At 47.6% G+C, this 15,990-nt stretch carries 15 protein-coding genes and 1 other annotated feature; of the genes, 14 read left to right on the forward strand and 1 reads right to left on the reverse strand.

The window, feature by feature from the left end:
• Positions 1–67 precede the first annotated feature (67 nt).
• The 11 genes from ABIE27_RS02230 (at position 68) to leuS (ending at position 10,475) form a co-directional block, all read left to right on the forward strand.
• Positions 68–595: a YqeG family HAD IIIA-type phosphatase gene (locus ABIE27_RS02230; RefSeq protein WP_123062617.1), complete on the forward strand. Its 528-nt coding sequence runs from the start codon at positions 68–70 to the stop codon at positions 593–595.
• Positions 592–1,719 (forward strand): ribosome biogenesis GTPase YqeH, encoded by a 1,128-nt coding sequence (gene yqeH, locus ABIE27_RS02235; RefSeq protein ID WP_123062616.1) that lies wholly within the window; start codon positions 592–594, stop codon positions 1,717–1,719. The genes ABIE27_RS02230 and yqeH overlap by 4 nt, the downstream gene beginning before the upstream one ends.
• Before the next feature lie 51 nt (positions 1,720–1,770).
• The gene (gene aroE / locus ABIE27_RS02240; protein WP_429349846.1) at positions 1,771–2,640 is read left to right on the forward strand and encodes a shikimate dehydrogenase; all 870 of its coding nucleotides are present in this window, start codon (positions 1,771–1,773) and stop codon (positions 2,638–2,640) included.
• A 76-nt stretch (positions 2,641–2,716) separates the two neighbouring features.
• Entirely contained in the window at positions 2,717–3,010 is a 294-nt protein-coding gene (gene yhbY, locus ABIE27_RS02245) for a ribosome assembly RNA-binding protein YhbY (RefSeq protein ID WP_123062614.1), read from the forward strand.
• A gap of 14 nt (positions 3,011–3,024) precedes the next feature.
• Positions 3,025–3,615, forward strand: a complete 591-nt coding sequence (locus ABIE27_RS02250; protein ID WP_429349847.1) for a nicotinate-nucleotide adenylyltransferase — start codon at positions 3,025–3,027, stop codon at positions 3,613–3,615.
• Entirely contained in the window at positions 3,599–4,165 is a 567-nt protein-coding gene (gene yqeK, locus ABIE27_RS02255; RefSeq protein WP_123062612.1) for a bis(5'-nucleosyl)-tetraphosphatase (symmetrical) YqeK, read from the forward strand. Before ABIE27_RS02250 ends, yqeK begins: the two co-directional genes overlap by 17 nt.
• Before the next feature lie 17 nt (positions 4,166–4,182).
• Positions 4,183–4,530, forward strand: a complete 348-nt coding sequence (rsfS, locus tag ABIE27_RS02260; protein WP_123062611.1) for a ribosome silencing factor — start codon at positions 4,183–4,185, stop codon at positions 4,528–4,530.
• The gene (locus ABIE27_RS02265) at positions 4,527–5,429 is read left to right on the forward strand and encodes a CvfB family protein (RefSeq protein WP_429349848.1); all 903 of its coding nucleotides are present in this window, start codon (positions 4,527–4,529) and stop codon (positions 5,427–5,429) included. The genes rsfS and ABIE27_RS02265 overlap by 4 nt, the downstream gene beginning before the upstream one ends.
• Before the next feature lie 210 nt (positions 5,430–5,639).
• Positions 5,640–6,410 (forward strand): class I SAM-dependent DNA methyltransferase, encoded by a 771-nt coding sequence (locus ABIE27_RS02270; RefSeq protein WP_429349849.1) that lies wholly within the window; start codon positions 5,640–5,642, stop codon positions 6,408–6,410.
• A 223-nt stretch (positions 6,411–6,633) separates the two neighbouring features.
• The gene (locus ABIE27_RS02275; RefSeq protein WP_161556836.1) at positions 6,634–7,590 is read left to right on the forward strand and encodes a phosphotransferase family protein; all 957 of its coding nucleotides are present in this window, start codon (positions 6,634–6,636) and stop codon (positions 7,588–7,590) included.
• Between the two features lie 114 nt (positions 7,591–7,704).
• Positions 7,705–7,957 (forward strand) — a binding site (T-box leader).
• Positions 7,958–8,030: 73 nt separating this feature from the next.
• Entirely contained in the window at positions 8,031–10,475 is a 2,445-nt protein-coding gene (gene leuS, locus ABIE27_RS02280) for a leucine--tRNA ligase (RefSeq protein ID WP_429349850.1), read from the forward strand.
• Here leuS and comER read toward each other — a convergent pair.
• The gene (comER, locus tag ABIE27_RS02285) at positions 10,456–11,301 is read right to left on the reverse strand and encodes a late competence protein ComER (RefSeq protein WP_123062606.1); all 846 of its coding nucleotides are present in this window, start codon (positions 11,299–11,301) and stop codon (positions 10,456–10,458) included. The genes leuS and comER overlap by 20 nt on opposite strands.
• A gap of 185 nt (positions 11,302–11,486) precedes the next feature.
• Here comER and ABIE27_RS02290 point away from each other — a divergent pair, with 185 nt between their 5' ends.
• The 3 genes from ABIE27_RS02290 to ABIE27_RS02300 all read left to right on the forward strand — a co-directional run bounded on the left by ABIE27_RS02290 (position 11,487) and on the right by ABIE27_RS02300 (position 15,867).
• Complete coding sequence (locus tag ABIE27_RS02290) at positions 11,487–12,086, forward strand: ComEA family DNA-binding protein (RefSeq protein ID WP_240036615.1); 600 nt, start codon at positions 11,487–11,489, stop codon at positions 12,084–12,086.
• 47 nt (positions 12,087–12,133) lie between these two features.
• Positions 12,134–12,655: a deoxycytidylate deaminase gene (locus tag ABIE27_RS02295; protein WP_123062605.1), complete on the forward strand. Its 522-nt coding sequence runs from the start codon at positions 12,134–12,136 to the stop codon at positions 12,653–12,655.
• 251 nt (positions 12,656–12,906) lie between these two features.
• A complete protein-coding gene (locus ABIE27_RS02300; RefSeq protein ID WP_429349982.1) occupies positions 12,907–15,867 on the forward strand; it encodes a ComEC/Rec2 family competence protein in 2,961 nt (986 codons plus the stop codon).
• Positions 15,868–15,990: the final 123 nt, after the last annotated feature.

Below are 15,990 nucleotides of genomic sequence, written 5' to 3' on the forward strand. Positions count from 1 at the left end.
GGTGTTTTCATTTTCAGGAAAGACAGATTTGTGATATAGTGTGTCGTATGAAACTGAGGTGACTTCTTTGTTTAAAATGTTAATGCCCAAGCTGCGTGTAGACACGGTTTTTGATATTGATTTGGAAGAACTGTACGCTCAAGGGTATCGTGGAATCATAACTGACCTGGATAATACGCTTGTTGGAGCCAAAGCACCTGATGCTACACCAGAATTGATCGAATGGTTCGCGCGTGTAAAAGAGGTGGGATTCAAGCTGATGATTGTGTCCAATAACAATCTGAATCGGGTTTCCCTGTTTGCGACTCCGCTGGATATCCAGTTTGTGCATAGTGCACGCAAACCATCGAATGTACCGTTTCGTAAAGCAATGAAAATGATGGAGCTTACTCCCGAAAAAACGATTGTTGTAGGGGATCAGATGCTTACCGATGTTTATGGAGGGAACAGGCTTGGACTCTATACCGTTCTGGTGCTGCCGATTTCCATCGGGGATGAGGGCTTTATGACCCGCTTTAATCGGAGAGTGGAACGGATTGCTCTATCGAATTTGCGTAAGAAAGGCTTATGGCTTGAGGAGGAAAAGAAGAAATGACAGAACCGCATAACGGCAATATTGCCGTAAGATGCAGTGGATGCGGCGTGAATTTACAAACGGAAAATCCAGATTTGCCCGGATATCTTCCAGAAAAAGCACTTGACCGTGAGCCGGTCATCTGCCAGCGCTGTTTCCGTATCAAAAATTATAATGAGTCATCATCTGTTACGGTGGATCAGGACGAGTTTCTGGCTCTGCTCAGCAAAATCGGGGATAAGGATGCGCTTGTCATTCATATCGTTGATTTGTTTGATTTTGATGGCAGTATTATCTCCGGATTGCAACGCTTTGTTGGCAACAATCCGGTACTGCTTGCTGTGAACAAAACGGACTTGCTTCCTAAAGTTACTAACTGGAACAAAGTTCGGAACTGGGTGCAAAAGCAAGCCAAAGAACAGGGCCTGCGGACAGTAGATGTTGTGCTCTGCAGTGCGAAGCAAAACCAAGGGTTTGACCGTCTGCTTGAGCTCGTAGGCACGTACCGTGGAGATCGGGATGTGTACGTTGTCGGTGGAACCAATGTCGGTAAATCGACACTGATTAACCGTTTGATTCGAGACTACAGCGATCTGGAACAAGAATTGACGACCTCTCGTTATCCGGGAACGACACTGGATATGGTGAACATTCCCCTGGACGACGGAAAATATATTATTGACACGCCGGGAATTGTGTATCCATGGCGCTTCAGCGAAATTGTATCGCGCCAGGATCTTGCAGCGATCATGCCGGAGAAACCGCTTAAACCTGCTGTATATCAATTGAATTCCGGTCAGACTCTGTTCTTTGGGGGAATGGCTCGGTTTGATTTTATTGAAGGGGATCGCCAATCGTTTACTTGTTTCATCAGCACTGCTTTGAACATCCACCGGACGAAACTGGAGCGGGCAGATGATTTATACCGTGATCACTTGGGTGAGTTGCTGGCTCCGCCAACACGTGAGTACGCGGCCGAGATGCCGGAATGGACGAGACATGAATTCCGAATCAAGCGTGGAAGTCAGTCGGATGTATTCATCTCTGGTCTGGGCTGGATCAAGGTTAACGGAGATAACGGTGCCCTGGTGGCTGTCCATGTTCCAAAAGGCATTCGGGTACAGATTCGTCCTTCCCTGATCTAATTTGGGTACAATCTTTACATTCGAACAACGGATCAGATCGGAGGCGTATCGATGTCAGCAGAAAATAAGTTCAAATCTTCACTTCCTGTACTGCTGGGTGTAATGGGGGACCCGATTGCTCATTCCAAATCCCCGGCCATGCATAATGCTGCTTTGCAAGCAACCGGTGTGCACGGAATGTACATGCCGCTGCATGTGCACCCTGATCAGCTTGAAGCTGCTATTCGTGGCATTGTTGCTTTGGGCTATCGTGGTGTTAATGTCACGATTCCACATAAGGAGCAGGTGATGCAATACCTCGATGTGATTGATGACAGTGCTCGCTTAATTGGAGCAGTAAATACGATCGTGAACGAAAATGGCAAGCTGACAGGGTACAATACCGACGGAATTGGATATGTGCGCTCGTTGAAAGAAGAGGCTGTTCCTCAGCTTGCAGGGAAACGGATTGCTGTTCTTGGTGCAGGCGGCGCGGCAAGAGGTGTGATCTATGCGCTTGCACTCGAAAAGCCTGAACAGATCAGCATTCTGAACCGCACGGCTGACAGAGCACTAGCTCTTGCTGCGGATTTGCGAGGTCATGGTCTGGGAGACATCTCCGGCAACGGGATGCAGGATGCTCAAACTGTACTCGCAACGGCAGATATCGTTATCAATACGACAGCAGCGGGCATGCACCCACATGTGGATGATGTGCCAGTTGATCCTGCATGGATCCGGGAAGGGACAGCTGTCAGCGATCTGATATACAACCCGCTAGAGACACGTCTGCTTCGTGAGTCCCGTTTGCGCGGATGCACCGTGCATGGCGGACTAGGGATGTTTGTTTATCAAGGAGCGGTCGCATTTGAACACTGGCTTGGCATCCCTGCCCCTGTCGACACGATGCGACGTGCAGTACTGGATAGTTTTGAAAAATAATAATTGAACGGCCAGGCCCTGAATCAGCCTCGTGCTATGTGCAGAGCCTGCTCAACATAAGGAGTATGAAGTATTCATGTTAACTGGTAAACAAAAGCGCTTTTTGCGGTCACAAGCACATCATCTGACCCCTGTGTTTCAAATTGGTAAAGGGGGCACGAATGAGCATTTGTTCCGTCACATCGAAGAGGCAATTGAGAAGCGCGAACTGATGAAAGTTCAAGTGCTAAACAATAACCTTGATGATAAAAATGAAATTGCTGCAGAAATAGCTCGCGAAACAGGCAGTGAACTTGTGCAAGTGATTGGTAGCACCATTATCTTGTACAAAGAATCACGCGACAATAAACAAATCGAACTTCCAAGATAAGGAGCGTGGCGCGGGTGAAGATCGGCATCATGGGCGGTACGTTTGATCCGATCCACATGGGGCATCTGCTGGCAGCGGAAGCGGCAAGGGATTCGCATGCACTGGATGAAATCTGGTTTATGCCGTCCCATGTCCCGCCTCACAAACCCAGTGCAGGTGCGACGGGGAAACAACGTCTGGAAATGACCGAGGCGGCTGTGAAGCAAGCTCCTCAGTATGAAGTACTAGGCATCGAAATGGAACTTGGCGGCGTATCCTATACAATTGACACTATGCGTGAATTATGGCGCCGCTTCCCTGAGCATGAATTTTATTTTATCATTGGGGCGGATATGGTGAACTACCTTCCCAAATGGGAAGAGATTGAAGAGCTGGCGTCCAAAATGACCTTCATCGGTGTTGGACGTCCGGGCTTCCAGCTACATCTGGACGATTTACCGGATGCATTGCAGGGACGGGTTCTGCTGGCCGAGATGCCGCTTGTTGATATTTCATCCACAGCTATTCGCAGACGACTTGCGAGTGGACATTCGGTGCGGTTTATGATCCCCGATGCAGTTCATCAATACATTGTAAGGAGCGGTTTATATGGCACTAAGCCGTGAGGGGTTAATCGAGGCTGTCTCTGCACAGATGCCGGCCAAGCGCTGGAAACATACGCAGGGTGTTATGGAATCAGCCGTTGTCTTAGCTGAAAAGTATGGTGCTGATCCGGCAAAAGCGGATATAGCGGCGATTTTACATGACGTGGCCAAATATTGGCCGGTAGCTGAGATGGAAGCAGTTATTCGTGATAACGGATTAAATATAGAACTTTTACATCATGATAAACAGCTTTGGCATTCGGAAGTGGGTGCCTTTGTAGCTGAACGGGATTATGGTGTGTCCGATTCCGAAATTATTAACGCCATTCGGTGGCATACTTCTGGTAGGGTAGGGATGAGTCTGCTGGACAAAGTGGTATGCCTTGCCGATTATATTGAGCCGGGACGTGATTTCCCGGGAGTAGAGTACATTCGCGAGCAGGCACAGCGCAGTCTGGAGGAAGGTCTGATAGCAGGGTTTGATTCGACGATCAGCCTATTGCTCTCCCAGCGCCGTGTCATCTACCCGCTTACGGTGCTCTCACGTAATGACTTGATTGCACAATTATAGATTATGGAGGTTGGTTCATGACAGTATCATCGAAAGAACTTATGAATATGGTGGTTGCCGCCGCTGACGATAAAAAGGCATCAAACATCGTGGCGCTTGACCTGAACAATATTTCACTGGTCGCTGATTATTTTGTGATCTGCCACGGTAACTCGGATACACAGGTACAGGCGATTGCTACAGAGATTCGCAAACAGGCGCATACAGCTGGTGTAACCATTAAAGGTATAGAAGGTATGGACTCTGCACGCTGGGTGCTGATGGATCTTGGTGACGTCGTGGTTCACGTATTCCACCGCGATGAGCGTGAGTATTACAATATCGAGCGTCTCTGGTCTGACGCCAAAGTGGTGGAAACGGTATGAGTTTGATCGCAGGAACAGTCGTCTCACTGCCGGTTTCACGTGAAGTGTCACCGTTTGGCTACTTTTTGACGACAGGATCGGAAGATGTATTGCTTCACTATACCGAGCTGACTCGGGATATCAAGATCGGTGAAACGCTGGAGGTTTTTGTATTCTTTGATACAGAAGACCGCCTTGCTGTTACAATGAAAAAACCTTACCTCACACTTGGTGAAATGGCTAAACTGGTCGTAGCTGATGTGCATCCGCGCCTCGGCTGCTTCCTGGAAATGGGTCTTGGTCGCCAGTTGTTGCTTCCAATCCGTGAGTTGCCTGAACTTGAAGAACTGCGTCCCCAAGTTGGGGATGAAGTATTCGTAATCATGGAGCATGACAAGCAAGGACGTCTGCGTGCCCAATTGGCCGGAGAACGTGAACTTGCTCCGCTTGCCTTCCACGCTCCGACAACATGGGTGAATGAGTGGGTTGAAGCTTTGGTGTACAAGCCACTTCAGATGGGTACGTTTGTCCTCGTAGATGGCGGTGTGCTTGGTTTTGGAGCGATTGGCATGATCCATTCCTCGGAGCGCAGCCATATGTTGCGTTTGGGTGAAAAGGTGAAGTGCCGGGTTACGCTGGTGCGTGAAGACGGCCGTGTAAACCTGGCGATGACGCAGCGTAAAGAAGTCGGACGTAACGAAGACGCAGACAAGTTGCTCGCATTTATGAAAGAGCGCCCTATGGGCGGCATGCCGTATTCCGATGCGACACCTCCGGATATTATCAAGCAACGTTTTGGCATCAGTAAATCTGCGTTCAAACGTGCTCTCGGTAAGCTGATGAAAGATGGATTGGTGGTACAGAAGGAAAACTGGACATACCTGTCCGAATCTGTGCCAAAACCACAGCAGGAAGAGTAGACACAGGCGAGGCGCAGCCGAGTACAGCATGGATGTTTCAAGTTAGAGCATTCATTTTGGTTGAAATATTGCATGTTTCATTGAGCCGATACTTTATGCAGCGGTTTAAGTAAGGCAGGGCCAGGCTGGGTAAACACCGGAAGCCCTGCTTTTTGTTTGAGTTTCGATCCAATCCGACGAGGAAAATGATATTGAAAGTGCGGTGCCGACATGTCTTACCGGAAATTTGCCTACGTTTACGATGAATTAATGGAAGATATGCCTTATCCGGACTGGATAAGGTTTGCAAGAACTGCCTGGGAACAGCATGGCATGCCCAAAAGTGTGGCCGAGCTTGGCTGTGGAACGGGATCAATTACGATTCCGCTGGTGAACTCTGGCTTTGAAGTGACGGGTATTGACCTCTCCGCAGATATGTTATCTGTTGCACGTAGCAAAATGGAAGCGACACCGCAGGGGCACCGTTTGTACCGGGAAGGCAGTGTACGCTGGATACAGCAGGATATGCGTGATTGGAGAGTGCCTGAACCTGTAGACTCGGTCATTTCGTTCTGCGATTGTGTGAACTATTTGCTGGAATCAGAAGATGTCATTCGAACATTCGAGCGGACGTATGAAATGCTGAAGCCGGGAGGTACATTTCTGTTTGATGTACACCATCCCAATACATTGATTCGGTATGACGAGGAACAGCCTTTTGTATTAGATGAACGCTCGGTCTCATATATCTGGACGTGTGATTTCGATCAGGAGCGGTGTGAGATTGAGCATCATCTGAGCATTTTTTCTAGATTGGATGATGGCAACAGGGATACGTATCAGCGATTTGAGGAGATTCATATGCAACGGGCTTATGATCCAGAATGGATGAAGCTTGAATTAAGCAAAGCGGGCTTCCGTGATGTGAAGGTATATGCAGACTTTGAGTGGAAAGAAGCTGAAGATCACGCGCAGCGTTTGTTCTACGTAGCTGTAAAATGAATGCTTAATGAGATATAAATAGCGATGCTTAACTAATTTAAATTAATTCGGATAAGAAACTGTCCTTGTGCAACACGTAAGTATGTTGCTAGAGGCAGTTTTTTTTGAACAGATATGATAAAAAGTATTGCCGCTTGGAGCAAAGAGAGACATAATGAATTGAAAAAGGAAAACGTTTTCTAAACGAGCGAACCACATTCCAATCACAGGGGGATTTGTAGAGATGGAAAGTACATATAAAACGAGATTGTCCAAAGAACAGCTGGATCAGATCATTAAGCATCACCTTGCTGTATCGATTCAAGATTACGAGGAAATGATTGATGGCTGGGCCAACCATGCTTATAAAATTTTGCTTGATGATGGACGGAAAGTTGTTCTTAAAATTGCACCTGCGGCTACGACCAATCTAATGCGTTGTGAACAGGATTTAATGACGGCCGAAGTGGAAGCACTCAAGCATGTTGCTGAGTTGAAGGATGTCCCTGTGCCTCTGGTACTGGCATACGATGCTTCATTAATCATGGCCCCCGCCCAGTATTTCATTATGGAGTTTATGTCTGGGATTCCATACAACCAGGTGAAAGCACAGTTTACTGCCGAAGATCAGGAAGCGGTTGAACAGCAGTTAGGCTGGTATAACCAGCGAATCAACGAGATTAAGGGGGAGAGGTTTGGTTATTTTTCCGGAAAGGACAGACAACGTGCGACGTGGAGAGAAGCTTTCTTGATGCTCATGGATGATATGCTTGCGGATGGTGAAGAGGCGGGAGTTGACATCGGCATTGATTACAATGAGCTGAGACGTTTAATTGATGAGAAATCAGATGCACTGGATGAGGTGACAGAACCTTCCCTGATCAGCTGGGATCTATGGGATGGCAATGTGCTGGTCCAGGATAAACAAATTACGGCAATTATAGATTTTGAACGCTCGCTATGGGGCGATCCGCTCATGGAGCATTATTTCAGTCATTTTAACTATACTCCGGGTTTTCTCAAAGGATATGGACGTGAGGTTGAGACGGATCATGAGCGGAAGCGCAGAGGTTTGTACGATTTGTATTTTGATCTTGCGCTACGGATTGAATGCGATTACCGTCTGTATGATAACAATGAGCATATCGACTGGACGATTCGTAATTTGCATGAAGGCATTGAACGGTTTAGAAAAATGTGAGTAAGGCCAGTTGGCATGTGATGGGCAATACAGTCTGACTTGTGAGAAAGAGATTGTGACATGTCATATTGACTTTGAGCTTGCATTTTTATATAATGCTTCCTATATTGTATACATATTTCGATGATAAGGATCAGTAGCAGGTGCTGTACATGACAGAGAGTCGGCGGTTGGTGCAAGCCGATTGACAGTATTTTGCGAACTCGCCTTGGAGAAATGCGGTGATTACAAAGTTCTATGCCTTGTGGGAAGAACCGGAAATCCGCATCGGTTAACCGCCGTTACAGGTCTAAAGGGAGTGGATGACGAAGCACGTTCGTCCGCTAACTAGGGTGGTACCACGGGAATTCAACCTCTCGTCCCTAGCGCTGCAAACGCTACGGGATGCTGAGGTTTTTTTGTTGTTATCAAGCGCATATAACCTGAAGGAGGAATTATAGATGAGTGAGAATCATCAGCCGAAGCACGGCTATCAGCCGCAAGTGATGGAGAAAAGTTGGCAGCAATATTGGGATGAAAACAAAACGTTTAAAACAGGAGAAGACCCGTCCAAACCGAAGTTTTATGCACTGGATATGTTCCCATATCCGTCCGGTTCAGGACTGCACGTAGGTCACCCGGAAGGATATACTGCAACGGATATTGTATCCCGTTACAAACGGATGCGTGGATACAATGTGCTGCACCCAATGGGCTGGGACGCTTTCGGTCTGCCAGCAGAGCAGCACGCACTGGATACGGGGGAGCACCCGCGTCATATCACATTCCGCAACATTGACAATTTCCGTCGTCAGATCAAATCTCTCGGATTCTCATATGACTGGGATCGTGAGATCAGTACAACAGACCCTGAATATTACAAATGGACACAGTGGATCTTTATTCAGCTGTACAATAAAGGTTTGGCCTATGTCGATGAAGTGCCGGTGAACTGGTGTGAAGCATTGGGCACGGTTCTGGCGAACGAAGAGGTTATTGACGGTAAGAGTGAACGTGGCGGACACCCGGTTGTACGTAAACCGATGCGTCAATGGGTACTGAAAATTACGGAATACGCGGAGCGTTTGCTGGAAGATCTGGAAGAGCTGGACTGGTCGGAAAGCATCAAGGATATGCAGCGTAACTGGATTGGCAAATCGACCGGGGCTGAAGTGGTTTTTGCCATCGAAGGCCGTGAAGAAGTGATCAAAGTATTCACAACCCGTGCAGACACATTGTTCGGTGCAAGCTTTGCTGTTCTGGCTCCAGAACATGAATTGGTTGACGCGATTACGTCCGAAGAACAACGCGGGGCAGTGAAAGCTTATCAGGAGCAGGCTGCGCGTAAGACTGATCTGGAACGTACAGACTTGGCCAAAGACAAAACAGGTGTGTTCACAGGTGCATACGCGATCAATCCGGTCAACGGAGCGAAGCTGCCGATCTGGATTGCTGACTATGTACTGGCTGGTTACGGAACAGGAGCTGTTATGGCTGTTCCGGGTCACGATGCACGTGACTGGGAATTTGCGAAGCAGTTCGATCTGAATATCATTGAAGTCATTACCGGCGGAGATGTTACAAAAGAGGCGTATACAGGTGACGGCGCACATGTGAACTCCGATTTCCTGAGCGGTTTGAACAATGAAGAAGCCGCGGCGAAAATGATCGCTTGGCTCGAAGAGAACGGCAAAGGACAAGGAAAAACAACGTACCGTCTGCGCGACTGGCTGTTCAGCCGTCAACGTTATTGGGGAGAGCCGATTCCGATTCTGCATCTGGAAGACGGGACGATGAAGACTGTACCAGAAGATCAATTGCCATTGCTGCTGCCTGACATCGACCAGATCAAACCTTCAGGTACAGGGGAATCCCCACTGGCAAACGTAACGGATTGGGTAAATACGGTTGATCCGGAAACAGGCATGAAAGCTCGCCGCGAAACCAACACGATGCCACAATGGGCCGGAAGTTGCTGGTATTACCTGCGGTTTATTGATCCACACAATGACAAGGAACTGATCTCACAGGAAAAACAACAGCAATGGCTGCCAGTTGACCTGTATATCGGTGGAGCAGAACATGCAGTACTGCACTTGTTGTATGCTCGTTTCTGGCACAAAGTGCTGTATGATCTGGGTGTCGTACACACAAAAGAACCGTTCCATAAACTGGTTAACCAAGGTATGATTCTGGGAACGAACAATGAAAAAATGAGTAAATCTCGGGGAAATGTCATCAATCCAGATGAGATTGTGAACGAATTCGGTGCAGATACACTGCGTCTCTATGAAATGTTTATGGGCCCTCTGGAAGCGACTAAACCTTGGAACGCAAACGGGGTAGAGGGAATGCACCGTTTCCTGTCACGCGTATGGCGCCTGTTCATTAACGAAGATACTGGTGCGATCAATGAGAAAATTACGGCTGAAGGTGGAACCGATGAGTTCAAACGGACAGCACACAAAACGATCAAAAAAGTCACAGAAGACCTGGAGCATCTGCGCTTCAACACGGCGATCAGCCAATTGATGATCTTCATCAACGACGCGTACAAAGCAGAGACGCTGCCTCGCGAAGCGATGGAGAACTTCGTTCAATTGCTGTCACCTTTGGCACCGCATATGGCAGAGGAACTGTGGAGTCGTCTTGGACATGAAGGCGGAATCTCTTACGTAGCTTGGCCTGAATACGATGAGTCCATGACTGTGGATGCAGAAGTGGAAATCGTGGTTCAAGTGAATGGCAAAATTGTAACTCGTGCGACCATTGCGAAGGATCTAGATGCACAGGGAATGCAGGATTACACCATGGAACTTGCACCTGTGAAACAGGCACTGGAAGGCAAGACTATTCGCAAAGTCATTGCCGTTCCAGGCAAACTGGTTAATATTGTTGCCGGTTAATCTCGCTGGCACGGAATACCTCATCCAGTTTGACTAAATCTTCATCGTATTTTTCATGTGTCGTATGGATCAGGCTGTCAAATACGCCATCCAGGTTGTTTCTCAGTAGTGCAAGTGCCTGAGCGGTAATTCCGCCAGGTACAGCGACACGAGCTTGAAGCTCTTGTGGAGTATAACCTCCCTCGGTGAGCAGCTTGCCTGTTCCTAGAAGCATCTCACCGGCAAGGGCACAAGCGTCCGCACGCTTGATACCTGTCAGTCGAACAGCACTTTCAATCCATTGCTCCAAAAAGAAGGATATGAATGCGGGGCCACAGCTGGAGAAATCAGATGTGATTCGGGTGCAGGCTTCATCCACTTGATATGGTTTGCCGATATGACTCATCAGGCCTTCGAGCAGAGAGCGATCTTCGGCAGTCATGCGTTCACCATGGATGAATAGGCTTGCTCCGCTGCCAACCTGATGTGTAACACTGGGGATAACCTTGGAGACTTTGCAAGGAAGTGAAGATTCCAGATGGCGCAGCTGCACGGGGCTGGTGATCGAGACAATTATGTGATTGGAATTCACAACAGGCAGGATATCATCAATGACATGTCTGAATTCCAGCGGTTTCACGCACAGGAAGATGATGTTGCTACGAATGACTGTTTCCCGATTGCTCTGTGATTCATGCAGCCCTGGGTAGCGGAGGGAAAGCTGACGTACTTTGGATGGAGTTCGATTGCTTGCTGCAATCTGACGGGGTTCGAGTGCACCGGATTGGATCAGGGCATAGATCAACAGACTGCCCATGCTGCCGGTTCCGATAAATCCAACCTTCATTGGTTCAGGCCTCCTTTCATGCTTTACGGTAATGGCGCAGTATCTTCCCTCTATTGTATGCGGGGGACTCTGGTTCACATGACATGAAAATATGTAATTTATGTACGCCATAGCATTAAACGGTTCGGAAGCACCGCCCGTGTTCGAAATGATCTCTATTTTGAATAAGAGGGAGTGTGCGGAAGATGAGATGGAACAAAGTGTTGTCCATTGCTGCGGCAGTGGTTGGATGTATACTGATATTATGGTCGGGCAAAAGTGAACAGCCACCTAGCGGCTGGGAACCGATGCAGCTCGGCTCCAATCAGCCGACAAGTGAGCAGAATTCTTCTGCTATACAGTCGGCTGCTTTGGTTACCGAGTATTCAGCTGATGTTGCGCCTAAAGGTGATGGGAACGAGCGGCAATCGGACGATGTTGCTTCAGCACAGGATTCGAAGATTCAGGAGCCTAATGTTGCTCCTACTGTGTCAAGCAATCAAGGCAATCCACCGGCTCAGCCAGAGACCCAGTTAAATGAAAGCCGTTCATCTGTATCTGAAACAGCATCTAAACCGGCTGACAAAACAACCAGTGAGACGGCAGATCACGGTAAGATCGATGTGAATACGGCATCTGTCACCAAACTCACGGAGCTTCCGGGGATTGGACAGAAGAAAGCTCAAGCTATTGTGGATTATCGCAATGCACATGGTCCTTTTACCAAAGTTAGTGATCTTACCAAGGTGAAGGGCATAGGCATGAAGATGCTGGAGAAGATGGCTCCGTATGTACAGATTCGCTAAAAGTTCAGCATAATAGTAATAGCTTCAAGGCGGGAGGAGAAAACGGCATGAGTGCAATAGAGCTTCGCAAGGACTGGGATACGTATTTTATGGACATTGCTTATATGGTATCGACACGTTCCCGTTGTCCGCGCCGGCATGTAGGAGCTGTGCTGGTTCAAGGGAAAAAGCTGCTGGGTACTGCCTATAACGGAGCACCGATGGGAGTAGCGGATTGCTCCGAGGAAGGTTGCATGATATCGGAAGAATATGAACTTGTAGTCACGGACGGCCAGGAGGAAATGGTTAAAAAGCAACGCTGTATTCGTACCATTCATGCGGAGCAGAACTTGCTTTTATTCACGGATCGCATTGACCGCGAAGGTTCCTCTGTGTATGTAACCGATGAGCCTTGCTGGACATGTGCCAACATGCTGGCGAACAGTGGCGTTACGGAGATTGTATTTCATCGCTCATATCCCAAAGATACGAGCAAAGTAAAAAATATGATGCAGCAGAAAGGCATTTCGTTCCGCAAACTGGACAATTACCAGCCTCCACGGGAGACGATGATGACTGTAAGTAACTAACAAGAGCTCGTTAGAACAGGTTAGAGCACGTTAGTAGATAGTAATACATTGTTAGTACATGTTAGGGCAGGGAAGTCTTGCTTTTTCAAAATAACTTTCATACGTATGGGGAAGAACCTCTGGCAGGCCTGAATAGGCTTCCGGGGGTTTTTTGTGTATTTATTGCCTTGGAGATGAGCAGAAGGGAGAGGGACGGAATGAAAGGCAGACCATTGCTTCGCTTTACAATCTTTTGGTTGTGCGGTAGCAGCATGGCGTGTTTATTGACGGGATGGGCTTTATTTTGGGGAATAGTCGGGGCGATGGCATGTCTTCCACTCTTATTTCGGTTCATGAATATTCGCGGGTGGTCGATTCTTCTTTTAGTTATTGCTTTTGCAGGTGGTTTAATACAATGGGAATGGAATGATTCTCGTAATTACAGTACATTGCCAGCATATTTACATAGCTCTACGTATGAAATTGATGGGTTAGATGCTCTAATTGAAGGGGAACTTGTAACGGATGTGCAGGTGGATGGGGATCGGGCAGGTTTTGAGATGCAGCTTTCTTCTCTGAGGCTGTACGAAGAGATAGATAAGGAGGTAGAGAATAAAGATTCTTCGCCAGATACATCCTTGCAATCTTTAAAGTCACAAGTGTCCTCAGACAAAATGAATGAACGAGTCATTGTGCAAGTCCGATTAATGGAAGAGCAGGAACAGCATATAGCAGCATCTTGGAAGCGAGGGGATAAGCTGAAATTGTCGGGCTCGATAGTTCTTCCTGGTGAAGCCAGAAATTTTGGGGGATTTGACTATCGCAGCTATCTAAAGACGCAGTATATCCATTGGATGGTCAAAGTGAAGGGGGCTAGTTCGGTTAATGCTTCGTCTCCTGAAGGGATGGGGAAAATAAACATCCTACGGTGGACAGATTCGGTAAGACAACTGCTTGGTTCGGCGGTAGATCGGTTGTTTCCTGAGCCACATGCCGGTTATATGAAAGGCCTGATCATCGGAATGGCGAAGGATATTAACCCCGATACGTATGGTCAATTCTCTCAGCTCGGATTAACTCATATCCTCGCCATCTCAGGTACACATGTTGCAGTGTATGTGACTTCATTGCTCATGCTCTTATCATGGCTGAGACTAACAAGAGAGACAGCTCTAACGATTGTGCTGGTTCTCGTGCCAGCATATGTACTGCTCTCGGGTGGTTCTCCATCGGTCATTCGGGCAGGCATCATGTCTATGATTGGTCTGTATATGGCAAAGCGTGGATTTGCCAGAGATGGAATCCAGATTATCAGTGCGGCGGCTATGCTGATGCTTTGGTGGAATCCCTATTTCTTATTAAATGTCAGTTTTCAACTCTCTTTTCTGGTGACGGCGGGACTGATGATTTACATGCCGCTTATCAACAGATTGTTTGACAAGTGGCCCAAATCCTTAGCGGCTACAGCTTCAGTTACGGTGACAGCGCAGCTGATTTCTTTTCCAGTGACGATTCTGTACTTCAACCAGTTCTCGTTGCTGTCTTTTGCAGCCAACTTTTTGCTGGTGTCTTTGATTAGTGCTGTAGTGCTTCCCTTAGGTACGGTTGCGATGATTCTATCCTTTGTGTGGTTTCCGCTTGCGAAACTTCTGGCATGGATTGCAATTCAATTGAACAAGCTCATCTTTCTTTGCGTGGAATGGATGAACAGTTTGCCAGGTTTTGTGATGATCTGGCCGACACCGTCCTTGTTATGGATTGCAGCTTATTATGTGATTCTGTATGTGTTACTATATTTGCTTCATCAGCGGAGCGGCGGTGACATGCCAAAACATATTCATGTTGCAGAAGAGGATACAGCGCCGCTTAATCTGTCAGCAGGAGGTGCTGTACAAAAGGGAGCTACACTGGCACTTGGCTTTCATTCTTCACGGTCTGTTGAGGCTAAATCACTTAACACAGCGCAAGCGAACGATCGCTTGCAACTTCCAGCGCCCCATGCCTTGCATACTCAAAAAGTAGCTTCAACTCAAGGATCGCTCTCTACTCTCGGCGCCAGTATCGCCTGGCCTGAGTATGCAAGCGCATTTACATCTAGAGGTGCGGCCTTCTATAGCGAAGTACGCATGAGCCAAGCGAAGCGATGGTTATGTGGTGTGCTTGCGGTCAGTTTTGCGGCAGGATTATGGTGGGCATATCAGACGCCGCGTCCAGCGGGAACAGGTGTAGTACAATTTTTGGACATTGGTCAAGGCGACAGTACTTTGATTACAACACCAGGAGGCAAACATATCCTTGTAGATGGCGGAGGTACGGTTAACTTTGGTGGCAGCGAACACTCGTGGAAAACGAGGCGTGACCCGTATGAGGTGGGAGCTAAGGTTGTTGTTCCTTTATTGAAAAAGAGAGGTATTCACCAGCTTGATGCGGTCATTGTGACTCATGCCGATCAGGATCATGCCGGTGGCCTACAGGCTGTACTGGAGCAAATTCCAGTTAGACGCTTTGTGTTTAACGGAACGACGAGTGGAAAAAAGAAATTTGATCAGCTGCTGGATACAGCGATACAACGCCAAATTCCGCTATTCGCTATTCATCAGGGCATGACATATAAGCCCGATTCAGAAACGGCTTTATATTTTATCTCACCAGAGCGGAGTGGACGGGCTATTCCATCAGGAGATGTGCCTGTTCTTGAGAATCAGAACGGTGAGTCGGTCGTTTTTTTGCTAGAGATGGCGGGCTCGTCAATGCTATTTACCGGAGATATGGATGCGGCAACGGAACAGAATGTGTTGTATGACATTCAGGATGGTTCGCTGGCAACCTCTTTTGGGCAGGTCGTTCAAAAATCGGGGGGAACTGTTCCGAGTAGTGATACGAATATAGTTGTGCCTGAATGGATGGGGAGTCTAGCTGACAATGGCAGAGATCATAGTTCTTCAGTGGTGGCCTTACCACGACTACGATCACATCTATCCTTAGATGTACTTAAGGTTGCCCACCATGGCAGCAAAACATCATCCTCAGAAGCATGGCTTCAATATTGGAATGCTAAAGCTGCACTGATCTCTGCAGGTGTAAACAATACCTATGGTCATCCCAACCCAGACGTAATGAAACGTTTGGAAGCAGTAGGTTCCCAGATTTTTCGGACGGACCAGATGGGTGAGGTACAGATGAGCGTGAAAGATGGGGAAATAAGTGTGCGGTATAAGCTGGCTCCGAGATAAGAGTGAATCATAAAGCTTGAAGGATACCTTGAAGGAAATTTGGTTATTTTTGCCGAATAGTATTAGGCTTGGCTTAGGAGGGGTCAAATGAAGAATTTAGTTTACTAGATACATAGAGAGAAG

It is taken from the genome of Paenibacillus sp. 4624 (assembly GCF_050435065.1).
GTDB classification, from domain to species: Bacteria; Bacillota; Bacilli; order Paenibacillales; family Paenibacillaceae; genus Paenibacillus; species Paenibacillus amylolyticus_D.

Bases quoted from the DNA above. Each gene is read 5' to 3' on its own strand.
- yqeH (WP_123062616.1), top strand. From the start codon at position 592: ATGACAGAACCGCATAACGGCAATATTGCCGTAAGATGCAGTGGATGC.
- aroE (WP_429349846.1), top strand. From the start codon at position 1,771: ATGTCAGCAGAAAATAAGTTCAAATCTTCACTTCCTGTACTGCTGGGT.
- yhbY (WP_123062614.1), top strand. From the start codon at position 2,717: ATGTTAACTGGTAAACAAAAGCGCTTTTTGCGGTCACAAGCACATCAT.
- yqeK (WP_123062612.1), top strand. From the start codon at position 3,599: ATGGCACTAAGCCGTGAGGGGTTAATCGAGGCTGTCTCTGCACAGATG.
- rsfS (WP_123062611.1), top strand. From the start codon at position 4,183: ATGACAGTATCATCGAAAGAACTTATGAATATGGTGGTTGCCGCCGCT.
- ABIE27_RS02265 (WP_429349848.1), top strand. From the start codon at position 4,527: ATGAGTTTGATCGCAGGAACAGTCGTCTCACTGCCGGTTTCACGTGAA.
- ABIE27_RS02270 (WP_429349849.1), top strand. From the start codon at position 5,640: ATGTCTTACCGGAAATTTGCCTACGTTTACGATGAATTAATGGAAGAT.
- ABIE27_RS02275 (WP_161556836.1), top strand. From the start codon at position 6,634: ATGGAAAGTACATATAAAACGAGATTGTCCAAAGAACAGCTGGATCAG.
- leuS (WP_429349850.1), top strand. From the start codon at position 8,031: ATGAGTGAGAATCATCAGCCGAAGCACGGCTATCAGCCGCAAGTGATG.
- comER (WP_123062606.1), bottom strand. From the start codon at position 11,301: ATGAAGGTTGGATTTATCGGAACCGGCAGCATGGGCAGTCTGTTGATC.
- ABIE27_RS02290 (WP_240036615.1), top strand. From the start codon at position 11,487: ATGAGATGGAACAAAGTGTTGTCCATTGCTGCGGCAGTGGTTGGATGT.
- ABIE27_RS02295 (WP_123062605.1), top strand. From the start codon at position 12,134: ATGAGTGCAATAGAGCTTCGCAAGGACTGGGATACGTATTTTATGGAC.
- ABIE27_RS02300 (WP_429349982.1), top strand. From the start codon at position 12,907: ATGGCGTGTTTATTGACGGGATGGGCTTTATTTTGGGGAATAGTCGGG.